This window comes from Streptomyces sp. NPDC054932 (assembly GCF_053610205.1).
Genome location: NZ_JBSGXU010000085.1, coordinates 17226 through 32426, shown reverse-complemented (window position 1 = coordinate 32426; position 15201 = coordinate 17226). Strand labels below are relative to the sequence as shown.

Genomic DNA, 15201 nt, shown 5'->3' with positions numbered 1-15201 from the left:
GGCCTGCCCGCCGGCGCCGAAGGCGCCATCGGCGACCTGAACCAGGCCCTCGCCCACAACGACACCGCCCGCCTCGTGCGCCCCCTGGCCGACACCCGGCCCCACCTGCGGCCCGAGGACGCCGAGCTCGCCGAACGCATCGACACCCTCACCCGCCACACCGACCAGCTCCGCCGGGACACCCGCGACCAGCGCAGCACGTGATCCGCAATCGATACGGCGCGGCCCCGGCCCGGACCAGTCACCACCCGCTCTCCGACCGCCTGCCCTGCCCTTGCGCGGCGGTGACGACGGCCACAGGCTGCTGGTAGGCGCCCTGGCCGAGTGGACCCGCTGTCGGATCGGGGAGGTGAACGGGCATGCGGCACCCGCGGAAGCACGAGCCGCGCGACGGGGGCAAGGAGCGCAGCACGGTGGTCCTGGACGTGCGGGGCATGGTCCGGGCCACTCAGCAGAACACCGTCGCTGCCGTGCTGGGCCGCCGGCCGGGTGTGCTGGACGTCGAGGTGAACGCGGTCGCGCAGTCGGCCACGGTCGTCTTCGACCCCCGCCGGACCTCCTTGGCCGAGCTGCGCGGCTGGGTCACCGAGTGCGGCTACCACTGCGCGGGCCAGTCGGTGCCGTCCCACATCTGCGACCCGATGGAGGAGCCGGATCCGCCCGGAGTGGTGGAAGCGGCCGAAGCCGTACCGTCCGCGCACGCGGGGCACGGGCCGGAGGGCGGACCGTCGCCTGACAAGGAGACGGGCCACGGAGCCCATCGCAGCCATGCGCAGATGTCGATGGCGGCCATGGTGGCCGACATGCGCAACCGGTTCCTCGTCGCGGTGGTCTTCTCCGTCCCGATCGTGGTCTGGTCCCCGATCGGCGAGGAGGTCTTCGGCTGGCACGCACCCGTGCCGTTCGGGCTCCGGCAGGACGTGTGGGCGCTCCTGCTGAGCCTGCCGGTGGTCTTCTACTCGTGCTCGATCTTCTTCATCGGCGCCGTACGGGCGCTGCGTGCCCGGACCCTGGACATGATGGTGCTGGTGGCGGTCGCCATCGGCGCGGGCTGGCTGTACTCCCTGGTCATCACGCTCACGGGCGGCGGAGAGGTCTTCTACGAGGCCGCCACCGTACTGGCGTCCTTCGTGCTGCTCGGCCACTGGTTCGAGATGCGCGCCCGCGGCGGCGCCAACGACGCCGTCCGTGCGCTGCTGGACCTCGCCCCGCCCAAGGCGCTCGTCCTGCGGGATGGGGAAACGGTCGAAGTCGCCACCTCCGAGGTGGTCGTCGGGGACCTGCTGCTCGTCCGCCCAGGGACGAAGATCGCCACGGACGGGGTCGTGGAGGACGGCGAGAGCGAGGTCGACGAGTCGACGGTGACCGGGGAGAGCCTGCCGGTGCACAAAGCACCGGGCTCGGCTGTCGTCGGTGCCACCCTGAACACCAACGGAACCCTCCGGATACGGGCGACCAAAGTGGGCGCCGACACGGCACTGGCGCAGATCGTCAAGCTGGTCCAGGAGGCCCAGAACTCCAAGGCCCCAGGCCAGCGGCTCGCCGACCGGGCCGCGTTCTGGCTGGTCTTCGTCGCCCTCGTCGGCGGAGGACTCACCCTTGCCGTCTGGCTGCTGGCCACCGACCGGCCCTTCAGCAGCGCGATGCTGTTCGCGATCACCGTGGTCGTCATCACCTGCCCGGACGCTCTTGGCCTGGCCACTCCCACCGCGATCATGGTCGGCACCGGGCTGGGAGCCAAGCGAGGGGTCCTGTTCAAGAACGCGATGGCCCTGGAGGCGTCCGCCGGCATCCAGACCGTGGTCATGGACAAGACCGGCACCCTCACCAAGGGCGAACCGGAGGTCACCGAGGTGATCACCGCACCCGGCAGTGACGGATACGAGGTCCTGCGCCTGGTCGCGGCGGTCGAGCGGGAATCCGAGCACCCGCTGGCCGAGGCGGTCGTGCGCCACGCAGAATCGCGGGGCGTGGAGCAGGTGCGGGCCCGGCGGTTCGAGAACGTGCCCGGTCACGGGGCGACCGCCGTGGTGGACGGCCACCGGGTCGCCGTGGGCAACCTCCGGCTGGCCGAACGCGAGGGCGTGTTCCTCGGTCCGCTCGCCGCCCGGCGGGACGAGCTGGCAGCCACCGGCCGTACCGTCGTCATCGCCGCCGTCGACGGCCTGGCCGCCGCCCTGATCGCCATCGCCGACGCGCCGCGGGAGACCTCCACGTCCGCCGTACGCGAACTCCACGCGCTCGGCGTCGAGGTCGTCATGCTCACCGGCGACAACCGGGCCACCGCCGAGCGGATCGCGCAGCAGTTGGGCATCGACACCGTCATCGCCGAGGTCCTGCCCGGCGACAAGGCAGCCACGATCGCAGAGCTCCAGCGCGGCGGCCGCAAGGTCGCCATGGTCGGCGACGGAGTCAACGACGCCCCCGCCCTCGCCCAGGCCGACCTCGGCATCGCCATCGGCGCAGGCACCGACGTCGCCATCGAGACCGCCGACCTCGTCCTGATGCGCTCCGACCCTCTCGACGTCCCCACCGCCCTGCGTATCGGCCGGGGCACCCTGCGCAAGATGCGCCAGAACCTCGGCTGGGCCATCGGCTACAACGCCATCGCCCTGCCCATCGCCGCCGGCGTCTTCGAGCCCGCCACGGGCCTCATCCTCCGCCCCGAGATCGCCGCCCTGTCCATGTCCGGATCCAGCGTCATCGTCGCCGTCAACGCCCTCGCCCTCAAGCGCCTCCACCTGCCCCGTTCGACCCCTCCGGCCGCAGCCGACGCAGACGATCGCCAGGTCGGTCAGCCGAGCCCATGACGTGCTGCGCCACGCGCGGGGGCGCCCTACGGTGGGAAATGTGACCCGCCACGAGCCCCGCACGCAGCCGCATTCCCGGCCGGTCCCGCAGCTCGGATCGCTGCTCGTCCTTGCTCTCCTGATCGGGTTGCTCGGGATGCACGGCCTCGACACCTCCGCTGCGCTGCCGACGACGGGCGTGACGGTGCACGTGTCCCACCACGCGGCAGCCGCCGGCCCGCTGTATCCGTGCGACCACGAGCAGCGCGGCCCGGTCCGAGACGCCGGTCATGCGGACCAGATGTGTGCTTCCCCGGCACTGCCCGGTGCCCCCGGCGTCGCCGCGCCGGATATCACGCCTCTCAGCAGCATGCCCGGCAGCCTCGTGTTTGCCCAGCCTGCACCGTCGCTCTCACCGGTCCATCAGCCCGCCGGAGGGCGGGCGCCGCCCTCGCTCGCCGATCTCCAGGTCCTGCGGACGTAGGGACTCCTCCCGTGGCACGCGCCCGAGCGCGTCGGCCACGGAGAGCCAGCCCCTCCCGCATCCGAATCACTGGAGCTCAGCGACATGAACACGAACCGATCCCTGCCGCGCCGGGCTGCCCTGGCGGCCACCGCGGTCGCCGCCGGACTGGTCCTTGCCGCGTGCGGCGGCGACAACACCACGAACACGGCCGGCACCGCTCCGGCCACCGCGACCGCCCCGGCGCCGTCGGAGGCCGACCGGCACAACGAGGCGGACGTCGCCTTCGCGCAGGGGATGATCCCTCACCACCGCCAAGCCATCCTGATGTCCGACATGGTCGCCGCCCACGGCGCATCCCCCGATGTCAGGGCACTCGCAGAAAAGATCAAGAAGGCGCAGGCCCCGGAGATCGAGACCATGACCGGCTGGCTCAAGGCATGGGGCGAGAAGGTCCCCACCGGCGTCAGCATGGACGGCATGGGCCACGGCGACGACTCCGGCATGCCCGGGATGATGGACGACCAGGACATGGATCGGCTGGGCAAGGCCAGGGGCAACGCCTTCGACACCATGTTCCTGACCATGATGATCGACCACCACGAAGGCGCCATTGCCATGGCCAACACGGAGAAGCAGCAGGGCGTCTACGGCCCCGCCAAGGCCTTGGCCGACGACATCATCGCCTCCCAGACGGCCGAGATCACCCTGATGCGCGGCATGCTCAAGACCGGCTGACATCGGCAGGGCGGCGCCCTCGCCGGGCCGCCCCGACAGAACTCGGCCCTGCCCCGGAAACGCGCACCTCCAGCGCGGGCCAAACCTTGCTCAAGGCCGGCCTCTGCCCGATGTCCGACAAGGGCCGGCACCTACTTTGTCCAGACATGAGTGTCGATCGTGACTGCGAATCCGAGGTGGTCCTCGCGCGGCGCCGAATGGTGCGTGCGGGGTTGAGCGGGGCCCTGGCGTTAGGGGTCGGGCTGGTGTGCGGGCCGTCAGCAGCCTCAGGCGCACGGGCCGGGGAGGCAGCTGTCCGCAGGCCGCGGCCTGCCGGGCCCCGGCAGGCGTGGGGCGAGCTGGAGGCGGGAAACCGGCGCTGGCGGACGTTCCACGAGAGCCATCCGGACCGCGCCGGGCATGTGCGCCGGGCGCTGGTGGGCGGGCAGCATCCGTTCGCCGTGGTGCTCGGGTGCGTGGACTCTCGGGTGCCGCCGGAGCTGGTCTTCGACCAGGGGCTGGGAGACCTGCTGACCGTGCGGTCGGCGGGCGAAGTCCTGGACGAGGCAGTCCTGGGCAGCATCGCCTACGGCGTGCTGGAACTGGGTGTCCCGCTGATCGTCGTCCTGGGGCATCAGGGGTGCGGGGCGGTCGCTGCTGCCGTGCACGCCGAGGCCGGCGGTGAGTTCCCGGCGCACATCGCCTGCCTGGCTGACCGGATCCGGCCGGCGATCGACCACCGGCTTCAGGGCGACGCCCGGATCGACGCGGCGGTCACCGAGAACGTCCGCCGGGTCCGGGCGCGCCTTGCCGCCGAGCCGGACCTCGCCGCCCGGATCGCCGACGGTTGCCTGGCCGTAGTCGGTGCCCGCTACGAGCTGACCAGCCAGTTGGTGCGCAAGGTGCCCTGATCAGCCTGGGCCGGTGAACTTCCCAACGGACCCGCACCAGCTAGACTTGCAGAGTTATGCAATTTACTAGTTCCGGATATGGCGGACGGGGGTCGCGGTGTGGCCGGGTTCGAGGAAGCGGCGCTGGAACGGGTCCGCGTGGCGCGGGCTCGTCTCCAGGCTGCACAGGAGGCTGACGATGCCTTCGAGGTGGCGCAGGCGGCAGAGGAGCTGGAGGACGCATTGCGCGTGGCCCACGATCACGGCATGGCCACCGACGCAGGAGACGGCCGGTGAACCAGACAGTGGCACCGGCGTGTCCGAGGCGTCGGTGATGGCCCGGCACCCCAGCGGCCGGCCTGCCGTCGAGGTGCTCAAGCACGTGTGGACGGTGCCGCTGGTGCCGGGTTCCGTGCGGGCCGCGCGCGAGCGCAGCGAACGGTCCCTCGTCTCCTTCGGGCTTGAGAGCTCCAGCGCCCTCTTCGGCGCCGTGCTCCTGGTGGTCAGCGAACTGGTGACCAACGCCGTCCGGCACGCTCAGGACTCCCCGGATGCGGAGGTGACTCTCCACATGGCCGAGCACCTGCTCGTGGTCTCGGTCGAGGACCTGGACCCGCGCCCGATAACGCTGGCCGACGCCGGCCAGACCTCCGGGCAGGGGCTGCGCACGGTGGCTGACCTGGCGCGCACGTTCGGCGGCGACATCCGTATCCAGCCTTCCTCCGGCGGGCACGGCAAAACGGTGGTCTTCCGCTTCATCCTGCCGGAAGGCACACCATGACCAGCAGGAACCAAAGGGCCGTACAGCTGTACAAGATCACCTACCTCGGAACCGGCCCTGAGTCGGAGGTTCGCACGGTCGAGGCCGGCGAAGTCGCGGCCGCCATCGAGTACGCCGGCAAACACGGCATGCAGGTCCGCATCCGCCCGTGCCGCCACCCGGTCGAGAAGCCGAGCACGAAGAAGGAAGGTGCGTCATGACGGACAACCCGCCCGAGAAGGACACGGCGACGGAGCACGAGAAGTGGAAAGAGAAGGGCGTTGCGATGCGGGCCTTCTTCTACATCTTCGGCACGCACGTGTTCGCCGGGTTCATCTGGTTGCTGTTCTACTTGGGGCAGCACGCCCAGAAGTGAGGCCGGGACCGAAGCGGGGCCCGCACGCCCTGCGGCACAGGTTCTACATATGGGGGAGCGGCCGTCTTCCGGTGTCAGAAGCGCGTTGAACCCGCACTACCGGAAGACAGCCGCCGTATGTGGGGGGCGGGCCCCGCAGGGCCGATACCGTGGGGCACCGTTCAGGCGTGGCGGCTGGCCTTGAGGTCGGCCAGTAGTTCGGCCTGGCCCTCCAGAACGCCGGAGAGGATGCTTCGGGCGACCCGCAGGAGATCGACGATCTCGGGGTCGGTGAGCGCGTAGTACACGCTCGAGCCCTCCCGGCGGGTCACCACCAGGTTGGACTTGCGCAGCACGGCCAGCTGTTGGGAGAGGCTCGCGGCCTCCACCCCGACCTCGGGCAGCATCTCGGCGACCGCGTGCTCGCGCTCGGCCAGGAGTTCCAGGACGCGGATGCGGACCGGGTGCCCCAGCGTTTTGAAGAACTCCGCCTTCAGCTGGTACAGCGGTGTACTCACCTGGGTACCCCTGTCGTGACTGCCCATCTCATCCACCCGGAACCGTTCCTTCGTAGAGGCATCCGTTCGCCCCTCTTCACACCTTGCGACCTCCACAATTGCAGATCCTTGCAACTCGTGGACCCGGCGGGGCACCGTCGTGACGTTCGGCACGCCGGGGCGGGGCCTTCGCCGGTCAGGCCTTCTTGAGGAACTCGGTCTTCAGGACCAGGCCCTTGACCTTCTTGGTGTTGCACTCGACCTCGCCGGGGCGAGAGGTGAGGCGGATGTTCTTGACCAGGGTGCCGCGCTTGAGGGTCTCGGAGGTGCCCTTGACCTTCAGGTCCTTGGTCAGAGTGACCGAGTCCCCGTCCTCCAGGACGGTGCCGTTGGAGTCCTTGAAGATGATGTCGCTCATGGCGGTGGTGTCCTTCGTCGCTGTTCGTGTGGATGGTGGTGCTGTCTCAGGTGAGGGCGGGTGCCTCGGGAGAGTGCGAGGTGGGCCAGTCGTCGGTGGTCCACTGCTTGACCGTGCCCGGGGCACCGTGGGCGGCCAGGGCGCCGGCGAGGTCGCAGTGGACGGGCATGGGTGGGCAGGTCGCGTCGGGGACGAGCGAGCCGTCCGCGGGGATCGCGGCGAGCTCGAGCCAGCGTCCACTCTCGGCGAGGCGACGGGCGGCCTGGGCGACGGCGATCTGCCCGCCGGCCGACCAACCCAGCAGACCAGTCAGGTCCAGGATGACCGGTCCGGTGCCCCGGGCGAGCGCCCAGCCGATCGCTCCGGTGAACCGGTCGGTGGCGCCGCGCCGAGATACCCGGCCAGGGACAGCACGCCCAGGTCCTGGCGAGTGGTGTAGCGCCATTCGATCGTCATCGTCAGCTCCTCGGCTTTACAGGGGAAGGGTGATCCAGATGGCCTTGCCACGCCCGTCCGTATCCGCCCGTACGACGGCGGTGCCGCCGAGCTCCATCGTCATCTCCACCACCATCGCCAGGCCGCTGCCCGGGGCGGTGGCGAGCGCCCCGAACAAGGCGGGCTGGTATGGGTGGCGGTCGTGGACGGCGAACGCGAATCCTCCCGGCCCGTGCGCGTAGGTGACCGTGATCATCGGGGACGTCACGGCGGCATGACGGACCGCGTTGGTCACCAGCTCGGCCACGATCAGCAGCGCCGGCCCGACGCTCGGATGGCGAAGGCCCACCCCGCACTCCACCAGGACGAGCTCCGTGGTCTCGCGGGCGATGCGGACGGCGGCCCCCATGGCCGGCACGTCCAGCACGTGCCGGTAGTGCATCGCCTCGACCTGGACACTCACCGGCCCGCCCCAGAAACCGCGCGGACCAGGCGGAACCCGGACACGGATTGCGGGTGCAGCCGCAGCAAGGTGTCGTGCGGGCCGTGGGCCCAGCCCGGCAGGGTGCGCCGGTAGTGGGCGGCCTCGTCGGGGTCGGTGATGACGTCGGCCGGGCCGTGGGCGGTCACCGTCCAGCCCGTGCCGGCCGGGGTGCGGATCTCATCGGCGTGGTAGGTCAGCAGCGCCCGGCCGGGGATGGTGGCGGCTTGTACGGGAGCTCGGACGACGAGACGCCCGTACTCCATCACGTGTGCGGCGGGGCGGACGACGGCCACCTCCCGCTGGATGTAGACGAGTCGGCCTTGAGCGGAGCCTTCGAGGAGCCACAGGGCTTCGGTGCCGGAAACCTCGATCATGCGGCGGTCGGCGGGGGCGGTCATCGTGCGGCCTTCCGGATGCGGTGCGGTCGGGGATGCGTACGGGGCAGCAGGCCCGCCTGCTCCAGGTGTTTGCGGGCGCCGGCGATCGCCTCGGGGGTGGTGGCGTACTCGCGGCCCTCCAGACGCAGCAGGTCCAGGGCGCCGACGGCGTCCAGGGCCTGGCGCTGGCCGGGCCGGATGCCGGAGGTCATGACGGCGATGTCGCGCCGGTGCAGCTTCTCGACCGTGTCCTTCAGGACGAGGGCGCCGGTGGCGTCCAGGGTGGTCACCCTCGCCATGCGCAGGATCACCACCTTCACGTCGGCGACCTCGGAGAGTTCGAGGAGGAAGCGGTGGGCCCCGACGAAGAAGAGGGGGCCGTCGATGCGGTACGCCACGATGTGTTCGGCCAGCAGCGCGTGCTCCTCCTCGCTGTGCTCGCCAGGCAGGTCCGGGCGGAAGTCGACCTGCTCCATCCGCGCTTGACCCGCCACCGCCTTCAAGGCGAGGGCTCCCGCGACGACCAGGCCGATGATCACCGCGTATACGAGGTCGAGGATCAGGGTGGCGGCGGCGGTCAGGACGAGGACGACGGCGTCCGAGCGGGTTGCCTTGGCCATCGCTTTTAGTGAGCCGACCTCGACCATGCGGATCGCGGTCGCCAGCAAAACGCCCGCCAGTGCGGCGAGGGGGATCTTCGAGACGAGGGGGGCTGCGGCGAACACGATCACCGCGAGCACCGCGGCGTGGGTGAGCGCGGCCAGCCGGGAGGAGGCGCCGGTGCGGACGTTGACCGCCGTGCGGGCGATCGCGGCAGTGGCCGGCACGCCGCCGAACAGCGGGGCCGCGAGGTTGGCGATGCCCTGACCGAAGAGCTCCTTGTCCGGGTCGTGCTTCTGCCCCACCGTCATCCCGTCCGCGACGGTCGCCGACAGCAGGGACTCCAGCGCGGCGAGCGCCGCGACCGCGACCGCCGGGGCCAGCAGCGAGCCGAACTCGGAAGCGTTGAGGAAGGCCAGGGACGGAGCGGGGAGCCCGGAGGGAAGGTCACCGATCGGGGCCGCCTGGTCAAGACGGAAGACCTGCGCGATCACGGTCGCAGCGATGACCGCGACGATCGAGAACGGGATGGTCGGCTTCCACCGGGCCCCGGCCAGCATCAGCGCCGCAACACCCGCCGAGAGGCCGATCGCCGTCCAGTTGGGGAAGGCTACGAACTCCGTGACCGCGCGCCGGGCCACGAGCAGGACCTTCTCACCCTCCGGCTTAGCGACCCCGAGGGCATTGGGTATCTGCTGGAGGCCGATCACGCACGCGATTCCCAGGGTGAAGCCCTCCACCACCGGTGCCGGCACGTACCGCATGTACTGCCCGGCCCGCAGCAGGGCGAGACCGATCAGGAGCACGCCGGCCATCAGCCCGACGGCCATGACGCCGCCAGGCCCGTACTGGGCGACGATCGGCACCAGGACGACGGTCATCGCACCGGTCGGTCCGGACACCTGGATATTCGACCCGCCGAACAAGGCTGCGAGCGCGCCCGCGACCACAGCGGTGGCCAGCCCCGCCTCCGCGCCCAGACCGGAGGAGACCCCGAACCCTAGCGCGAGGGGAAGGGCGACGATCGCCACCGTGAGCCCGGCCAGCAGGTCCCGGCGGGGGCTGCGGGCCATGACGGCCCAGTCGGCCCGGGCGGGCAGAACGCAGCGGACCCGGCCGAGCACGGCGGTCAGGGCGGTATTCACGCTCACGAGGCCGGGACCTCGGACTCGCGCAGTTCCTCCAGCAGCTCGCTCTGCCCCGTCAGGACCTCGGTCAGGATCCGCCGCGCCGCCAGCATCAACTGAGCGACGTCCCCGCCGGCCAGTGCGTAGACGACGGTAGCGCCGTTACGGGTCGAGGCAACGATCCCCGAGCGGCGTAGGACCGCGAGCTGCTGGGACAAGGCGCAGGGCTCGACCTCGATCGCGGCCAGCAGGTCCCGCACCGGCATCGGCCCGTCCTGCAGGAGCTCCAAAACCCTTATCCGCACCGGGTGCCCGAGCATCCGGAAGAACTCGGCCTTCGCCTGATACAGCGGAACCGGCACGGTCTCGCACCCTTCTCACCACCCCGAACGGGGCATACGCCTGGCGCCGTGCCCGCGGCTACCTACTGACACAGCAATCACAGCATCTATTAAATTGCAGATTTCTGCAATTTACAGATCCTGCGATCCGCTACCCGCTGCGGGTGCACTGCACAGAAGGGACCTCGCCGCAACGCCCGGCGGCAGAGCCGCTTCGGCACTTGCAGACACGTCCGTGAAGTTCAGGCCAGGGACGCGGCGGCCCGGCGGGCGGGCGCTCTGCACGCCCGATTGGGTTCTTCTGGAGCGCCAAGTCGAGCTCCCGGAAGAAGAAATATCCTCCCGTCACCGGCTCCTGGCCTTCGTCCCTCGACGAGCTTCATCGCAGGCCAAGGAGGCCACGGAGGATCATCCGGAGCGTCGCGCCGGAACCCCCGATGGACACGGCGACGTCGACACCAGCGATGTTGGCGAGGCCCACCGTTCCGGAGACGGCAGCGATCAGCGCCCAGAAGTGAGCGACTGTCGAACCCTTCTCGTCACACCTGCCACGCACCACGTCCACCGCAGGGCGGACCTACGCATCCGGACCAGCCCGAACCAGCCGGAGAAGACCGGGCCGGCCACGACGAGCTGGGTGAAGATCAGCGCAAGCTGGGTCCCACCCATGGGGCCGGGTTGGAAGGTGATGCCCCGAGCCATTTGGCGATGCAAGAGCGCCGATGCCGCCTCACTCGCGGGCCGTCGGCCTTGGGAAGCACTGCCGTGACTGCACGCACCGGTCAGCGAGGAAAGCTACAGAGCTGCGGCGGTCACCCGCCGGCCCACCTCGTTCACCGCCACGCGCTCCCCGGACAAGCAACTCCTCTTCCAGCTCTACCCCGACGGCACTGGCATCAGCGTCCACATCACACCCGCCCCGCTACGGACGGCCACCTCACAGGCCACGCAGTCCGATGAATCAGTCGGTGCCCTGGTGCCGTACCACCTGACCCACCTCGCCGAAGCCGACAGCGTTCAAGACGTGACCGACGTCGTTGCCGACCAGGTCGTGCCCGCCTTCGGGCCCCAGGGCCTGGTCCTCATGAGTGCCGACGAAGGCCGCCTGCACGTCATCGGCCACCGCGGCTACAGCACGGAGTTCATCAACCGCTTCGACGGTACGCCCCTGACCTCCCGTACCCCGACCGCGCACGCGAGGGCCACGGGCGACGCCGTCTCCTTCCCCGACTTCGCCGACTTCCGGCGCACCTACCCCGACGCACCCCGCTCCGCCTCCGGGAACGCCTGGGCCTTCCTACCCCTCACCGCCTCCGGCCACAGCATCGGCTCCCTCGTCCTCTCCTACGACCAGCCCCGCCCCTTCCCACCAACCGAACCTGCTCTCTCGCCTCCCTCGCCGGACTGATCGCCCAAGCCCTGGACCGCGCCCGCCTCTACGACGCCCAGCACGCCCTCGCCCACACCGTCCAGACCGGCCTGCTGCGCCCGCCCTGCCCCACGTCCCCGGCCTTGACGTCGCCGCCCGCTACCAGTCGGCTGGCCACGGCATGGCTATCGGCGGCTACCTCTACGACCTCATCCACACTCCCACCGCCACCACAGCGGCGATCGGCGACGTCCAAGGCCACAACACCGCCGTCTTCCTGATGGGACAGGTCCGCACCGCTGTCCAGGCGCACGCCACCGCAAGCGCCTCCCCCGGAGACCTGCTCGCCCGCACCAACCGCCTCCTGACCGACCTCGACGCCGGACTGTTCACCAGCAGCCTGATCGCCCAGCTCGACCTCGCCCATCACCGCGCCCGTCTCGCCACCGCCGGACACCCGCCACCCCTGCTCCGCCACCCCGACGGCCGGACCGAATTCCTGAGGCTGCCCCCCCGAACTCGTTCTGGGCATCGACCCCGAGGCCGACTACCCCACCACCGAAATCACACTTCCGCCCGGCTCCGTACTCCTCGTGTACAGCGATACCGACGGATCTCAATCGGGCGCCCCTCGACTCGGGTCCGTAACCTATCCGAACTGTTCACACACAAGACGTGACGACCGTCGCGCACAGTAGTCATGTAGTACGTTGCAGCGCCCTGTGCGCCCTTGCGACGCAGGCGGGCGCACTTGACAGCCTGCGGTTGTCGGCGGCTCCCCCATGCCGAATCGGTCGACGCGCACACAAGTGGCACGCACACGGAGAATGAAGCATGGATCCGTTGCCGGGAGCACCGTGCTCTCTGCCCTGCGGAGCGTCGGCGGCCCCGGCTCCTTCACGAAGGTGGTTGCGATGCCGACGTGGCGACTGCGGGACTTCCGCGACGACGACCTGGACCGCGCCATCCAGATCTGGGACCAGAACCAGCAGGCGGACGAGGCACCTGCCGTCTTCCCCGTTTCGGAGGTCGTGACCGCAGCCAGGGCCGGAGGACCCGCCGTGGTGGCGGTGGTCGGCGACGAGCTGGTCGGTGTCGCCGTGGCGCAGGCCTGTGGCGAGCGGGGTTGGATCATGGTGGTGGCTCTGGCCGGGACGTGGCGCAACCGCGGAATCGGGAGTTCCTTGATCGCCGAGCTTGAACGGCGCCTGCGGTCGCTGGGAGCCCGCCGGATCGGCGCGCTTCTCGCGCCAGGGGCGACGGGAACCGCAGCGTTGGAGAATTCCGGATACCGCTCCCGGGCCGGGCTCGTCTTCTACGAGAAGGTCGAACACCTCGGTGCAAGCGACGCCGGCCTCCTCGCGGAACTCGGGGGAAGGATGCTTCCGGAGGGTCTGTGGGACAGCCTCGCCGGAATGGAGCGGGAGAAAGAGGCCATCGAGCGGCGGATCGTGCTACCGCTGGCACAGTCCGTGCTGGCCGAGCAGTACGGAGTGAGGCCGCCGAAGGCGGTCATCCTCTTCGGACCGCCGGGCACGGGCAAGACCAGCTTCGCCCGAGCGGTCGCCTCGCGGCTGCGGTGGCCCTTCGTGGAACTCTTCCCCTCCCGGCTTGCATCGTCCCACGAGGGAGGGCTGGCGACCTCGCTGCGGGAGGTGTTCACGGAACTGGCCGAACTGGAGACGGTGTTGCTCTTCATCGACGAGGTCGAGGAGATCGCCTCTGTCCGGTCCGGTACGGCTGTCGACCCCAGTCACGGAGTCACCAACGAACTGCTCAAGCTGATCCCCAGCTTCCGCGACCACGACGACCGCCTCCTGATCTGCGCCACGAACTCCGTCCGCTCCCTCGACCCGGCGTTCCTTCGGCCCGGCCGCTTCGACTACGTCATCCCCGTCGGCCCGCCGGACCCGGAGGCCCGTTCGGCCGTCTGGCGGCGCTACCTCGGACCCGCCGCCGTCCATGTCGACCTGCACCCTTTGGTAGAGGCAAGCGCAATGTTCACGCCGGCCGATATAGAGTTCGCCGCTCGCAAGGGCGCCGCCACCGCCTTCGAACGCGAAGTCGCCCAGCGGAAAGGCATCCCGATCGGCACGCAGGACTACCTGCAGGCCATAGCACAGACCCGACCCACACTCACCGACCAGGCACTGAAAGACTTCGTCGAGGACACCGAGGAGTACGTGCGCATGTGACATCGAGGCACACGCCGCGGACTCGACCAGGATGCCTTCCGCGGCGACGCCCCTCCTTCTGCCGGCTCCGCGTGCGTGCCCATGGCCCCGGTGTTCCCGCCCACGGCCGGGCCCGGGCGGAACGGGCCTGCAGGACACCGGCCTCGACCTTGGCGTACATCTCCTCCAGCGGTACGCCGGTGAGCGGAAACGCGGGGGTGCCCAGGACGAAGGCGCTGCCGAAGAAGCTGAGCCGGGCTCCGCTGGGGAGGTCGGCGATCGGGTCGAGGTCGCGTACGGACTCTAATCCGCCCAGGAAGCCGAGCTGGCAGGTCCGGCCGCGCGGCCGGACCAGGGCCGACGAGTCACGCAGGACGCTGTTGCCGACGACGCCGAACACCGCGTCGAGGCCGATCTCCCGCTCCGCGACCTGCGTGACGAGCGCGCAGTCGTCGATGAGCACGTCGGCGGCGCCGAGCTCCTTCAGCAGGGGCGCCCTCAGCGGATCCCGGGGCGCGGCGATTACGGTCGCCCCGTAGTCGACCGTCAGGTTAACCACGGCCTGGCCGAGCGAGGAGGTCGCTCCTCGCACCAGGACGGTCTCGCCCGGCCGCAGGTCCAGATTGCCGAACAGGCCGCTCCACGCCGCCGCGTACACCTCGGGAACCGCCGCGAGATCAGCCCAGCCCAGCGTCGAGCGGACGGCCACAAGGTTAGTCGCCGGTACGGCACCGCGGAGCATGACGCCGCCGACTGCTCCCCGCGCCCGTAGGGATGGTCCCACTCAGGGGTGCCCGAAGCTGGCCTGCCGAACCTGCTCCCCCGGCTGCGGGGATGTGCTCGATGACGCTGCAGACACCAGTCGAGGGCATGGGACAACGCTGCTTCCTGGGGCGAGAGCCAACCTCAGGACGCCTGCACCTGAAGACCTTGGATGATGGGATAGGCGACGCTCTGTAGTCGGTCCCGATGGGCTAGTCGGGCCGGTGGCGTGCGCCGCGAGCCACTTCGTCGGTACCGAGCAGGCGCGCCGTTGCCCCGTGCTGGTTCCGTGCTGACTTCGATCGCACAGATCCTGGGATACGGCAGGTCGTAGCCCCGATCGGATGAGTTGTCGTACCACTCGATGGTGGTGCCGATCAGGCTGGCGGCGACGATTCTCCGGATGCCGGACGGGGCCGGTGCGGCCGTTGCTGGGGAGGTCATGGGCACCACTTCCGGGGGTCTGCGGGGACGATCCGTGTCGCCACACCGTAGAAGCCCGCAGGTCGGCCGCGTATGTGGCGGGACATCACATTCAGCCACCACCTTGTGTACCCCACCACCACACAGCAGCCTTGGACACCTTGAAGGCTTCCGGAAAGCCCCGCCGACACCTGCCGCAAACGCGTGGATCAGCCTGTCT

The 15201-nt window shown here is 70.2% G+C and carries 19 protein-coding genes and 3 pseudogenes; 13 read left to right on the top strand and 9 right to left on the bottom strand.

Annotated elements, in window-relative coordinates; genetic code table 11:
- From ACWGE1_RS22715 to ACWGE1_RS22675, 9 genes and pseudogenes are all read left to right on the top strand, one after another.
- A pseudogene (locus ACWGE1_RS22715) lies at positions 1-204 on the top strand (HSP18 transcriptional regulator); the annotation flags it as partial.
- Positions 205-359: 155 nt separating this feature from the next.
- Positions 360-2810 carry a heavy metal translocating P-type ATPase gene (locus tag ACWGE1_RS22710; RefSeq protein WP_453422303.1) on the top strand — a complete coding sequence of 817 codons (2451 nt, stop codon included), beginning with the start codon at positions 360-362 and terminating at the stop codon, positions 2808-2810.
- Between the two features lie 40 nt (positions 2811-2850).
- The gene (locus ACWGE1_RS22705) at positions 2851-3273 is read left to right on the top strand and encodes a DUF6153 family protein (protein WP_453422302.1); all 423 of its coding nucleotides are present in this window, start codon (positions 2851-2853) and stop codon (positions 3271-3273) included.
- A gap of 84 nt (positions 3274-3357) precedes the next feature.
- Positions 3358-3990 (top strand): DUF305 domain-containing protein, encoded by a 633-nt coding sequence (locus tag ACWGE1_RS22700; protein WP_453422301.1) that lies wholly within the window; start codon positions 3358-3360, stop codon positions 3988-3990.
- A 146-nt stretch (positions 3991-4136) separates the two neighbouring features.
- Positions 4137-4880, top strand: coding sequence for a carbonic anhydrase (locus ACWGE1_RS22695; protein ID WP_453422300.1), 744 nt, complete (start codon positions 4137-4139; stop codon positions 4878-4880).
- A 99-nt stretch (positions 4881-4979) separates the two neighbouring features.
- On the top strand, positions 4980-5156 hold the full coding sequence (locus tag ACWGE1_RS22690) for a hypothetical protein (protein WP_386067686.1): 177 nt from the start codon (positions 4980-4982) through the stop codon (positions 5154-5156).
- A 19-nt stretch (positions 5157-5175) separates the two neighbouring features.
- Positions 5176-5640, top strand: a complete 465-nt coding sequence (locus tag ACWGE1_RS22685) for an ATP-binding protein (RefSeq protein ID WP_453422299.1) — start codon at positions 5176-5178, stop codon at positions 5638-5640.
- Positions 5637-5840, top strand: coding sequence for a hypothetical protein (locus tag ACWGE1_RS22680; protein ID WP_453422298.1), 204 nt, complete (start codon positions 5637-5639; stop codon positions 5838-5840). Before ACWGE1_RS22685 ends, ACWGE1_RS22680 begins: the two co-directional genes overlap by 4 nt.
- A complete protein-coding gene (locus tag ACWGE1_RS22675; protein ID WP_453422297.1) occupies positions 5837-5995 on the top strand; it encodes a DUF6126 family protein in 159 nt (52 codons plus the stop codon). The genes ACWGE1_RS22680 and ACWGE1_RS22675 overlap by 4 nt, the downstream gene beginning before the upstream one ends.
- Positions 5996-6156: 161 nt before the next feature.
- Here ACWGE1_RS22675 and ACWGE1_RS22670 read toward each other — a convergent pair whose 3' ends face one another.
- From ACWGE1_RS22670 to ACWGE1_RS22635, 8 genes and pseudogenes are all read right to left on the bottom strand, one after another.
- The gene (locus ACWGE1_RS22670) at positions 6157-6492 is read right to left on the bottom strand and encodes an ArsR/SmtB family transcription factor (RefSeq protein ID WP_030648691.1); all 336 of its coding nucleotides are present in this window, start codon (positions 6490-6492) and stop codon (positions 6157-6159) included.
- 175 nt (positions 6493-6667) lie between these two features.
- Complete coding sequence (locus ACWGE1_RS22665) at positions 6668-6889, bottom strand: alkylphosphonate utilization protein (RefSeq protein ID WP_030648694.1); 222 nt, start codon at positions 6887-6889, stop codon at positions 6668-6670.
- Positions 6890-6935: 46 nt separating this feature from the next.
- Positions 6936-7334, bottom strand: coding sequence for an anti-sigma factor antagonist (locus ACWGE1_RS22660; protein WP_453422296.1), 399 nt, complete (start codon positions 7332-7334; stop codon positions 6936-6938).
- 27 nt (positions 7335-7361) lie between these two features.
- Entirely contained in the window at positions 7362-7766 is a 405-nt protein-coding gene (locus ACWGE1_RS22655; protein WP_453422306.1) for an ATP-binding protein, read from the bottom strand.
- A 17-nt stretch (positions 7767-7783) separates the two neighbouring features.
- Positions 7784-8206 carry a pyridoxamine 5'-phosphate oxidase family protein gene (locus tag ACWGE1_RS22650; RefSeq protein ID WP_453422295.1) on the bottom strand — a complete coding sequence of 141 codons (423 nt, stop codon included), beginning with the start codon at positions 8204-8206 and terminating at the stop codon, positions 7784-7786.
- On the bottom strand, positions 8203-9858 hold the full coding sequence (locus tag ACWGE1_RS22645; RefSeq protein ID WP_453422305.1) for a SulP family inorganic anion transporter: 1656 nt from the start codon (positions 9856-9858) through the stop codon (positions 8203-8205). The genes ACWGE1_RS22650 and ACWGE1_RS22645 overlap by 4 nt, the downstream gene beginning before the upstream one ends.
- Positions 9859-9932: 74 nt before the next feature.
- Entirely contained in the window at positions 9933-10274 is a 342-nt protein-coding gene (locus tag ACWGE1_RS22640; RefSeq protein WP_030648705.1) for an ArsR/SmtB family transcription factor, read from the bottom strand.
- Between the two features lie 364 nt (positions 10275-10638).
- Positions 10639-11014: pseudogene (locus ACWGE1_RS22635) on the bottom strand (alanine:cation symporter family protein); the annotation flags it as partial.
- Between the two features lie 263 nt (positions 11015-11277).
- Here ACWGE1_RS22635 and ACWGE1_RS22630 point away from each other — a divergent pair.
- The 4 genes and pseudogenes from ACWGE1_RS22630 (at position 11278) to ACWGE1_RS22615 (ending at position 13817) form a co-directional block, all read left to right on the top strand.
- A complete protein-coding gene (locus ACWGE1_RS22630; RefSeq protein ID WP_453422294.1) occupies positions 11278-11661 on the top strand; it encodes a GAF domain-containing protein in 384 nt (127 codons plus the stop codon).
- Between the two features lie 142 nt (positions 11662-11803).
- Positions 11804-12076 (top strand): annotated as a pseudogene (locus ACWGE1_RS22625) (SpoIIE family protein phosphatase); the annotation flags it as partial.
- A gap of 70 nt (positions 12077-12146) precedes the next feature.
- Entirely contained in the window at positions 12147-12320 is a 174-nt protein-coding gene (locus ACWGE1_RS22620) for a SpoIIE family protein phosphatase (protein WP_453422304.1), read from the top strand.
- A gap of 216 nt (positions 12321-12536) precedes the next feature.
- Positions 12537-13817 (top strand): ATP-binding protein, encoded by a 1281-nt coding sequence (locus ACWGE1_RS22615; RefSeq protein ID WP_326747053.1) that lies wholly within the window; start codon positions 12537-12539, stop codon positions 13815-13817.
- On the opposite strand, the gene ACWGE1_RS22610 is transcribed toward ACWGE1_RS22615, so the two are convergent.
- Positions 13759-14505, bottom strand: coding sequence for a zinc-binding dehydrogenase (locus ACWGE1_RS22610; RefSeq protein WP_453422293.1), 747 nt, complete (start codon positions 14503-14505; stop codon positions 13759-13761). The two genes, ACWGE1_RS22615 and ACWGE1_RS22610, sit on opposite strands and share 59 nt — an antisense overlap.
- Positions 14506-15201: the final 696 nt, after the last annotated feature.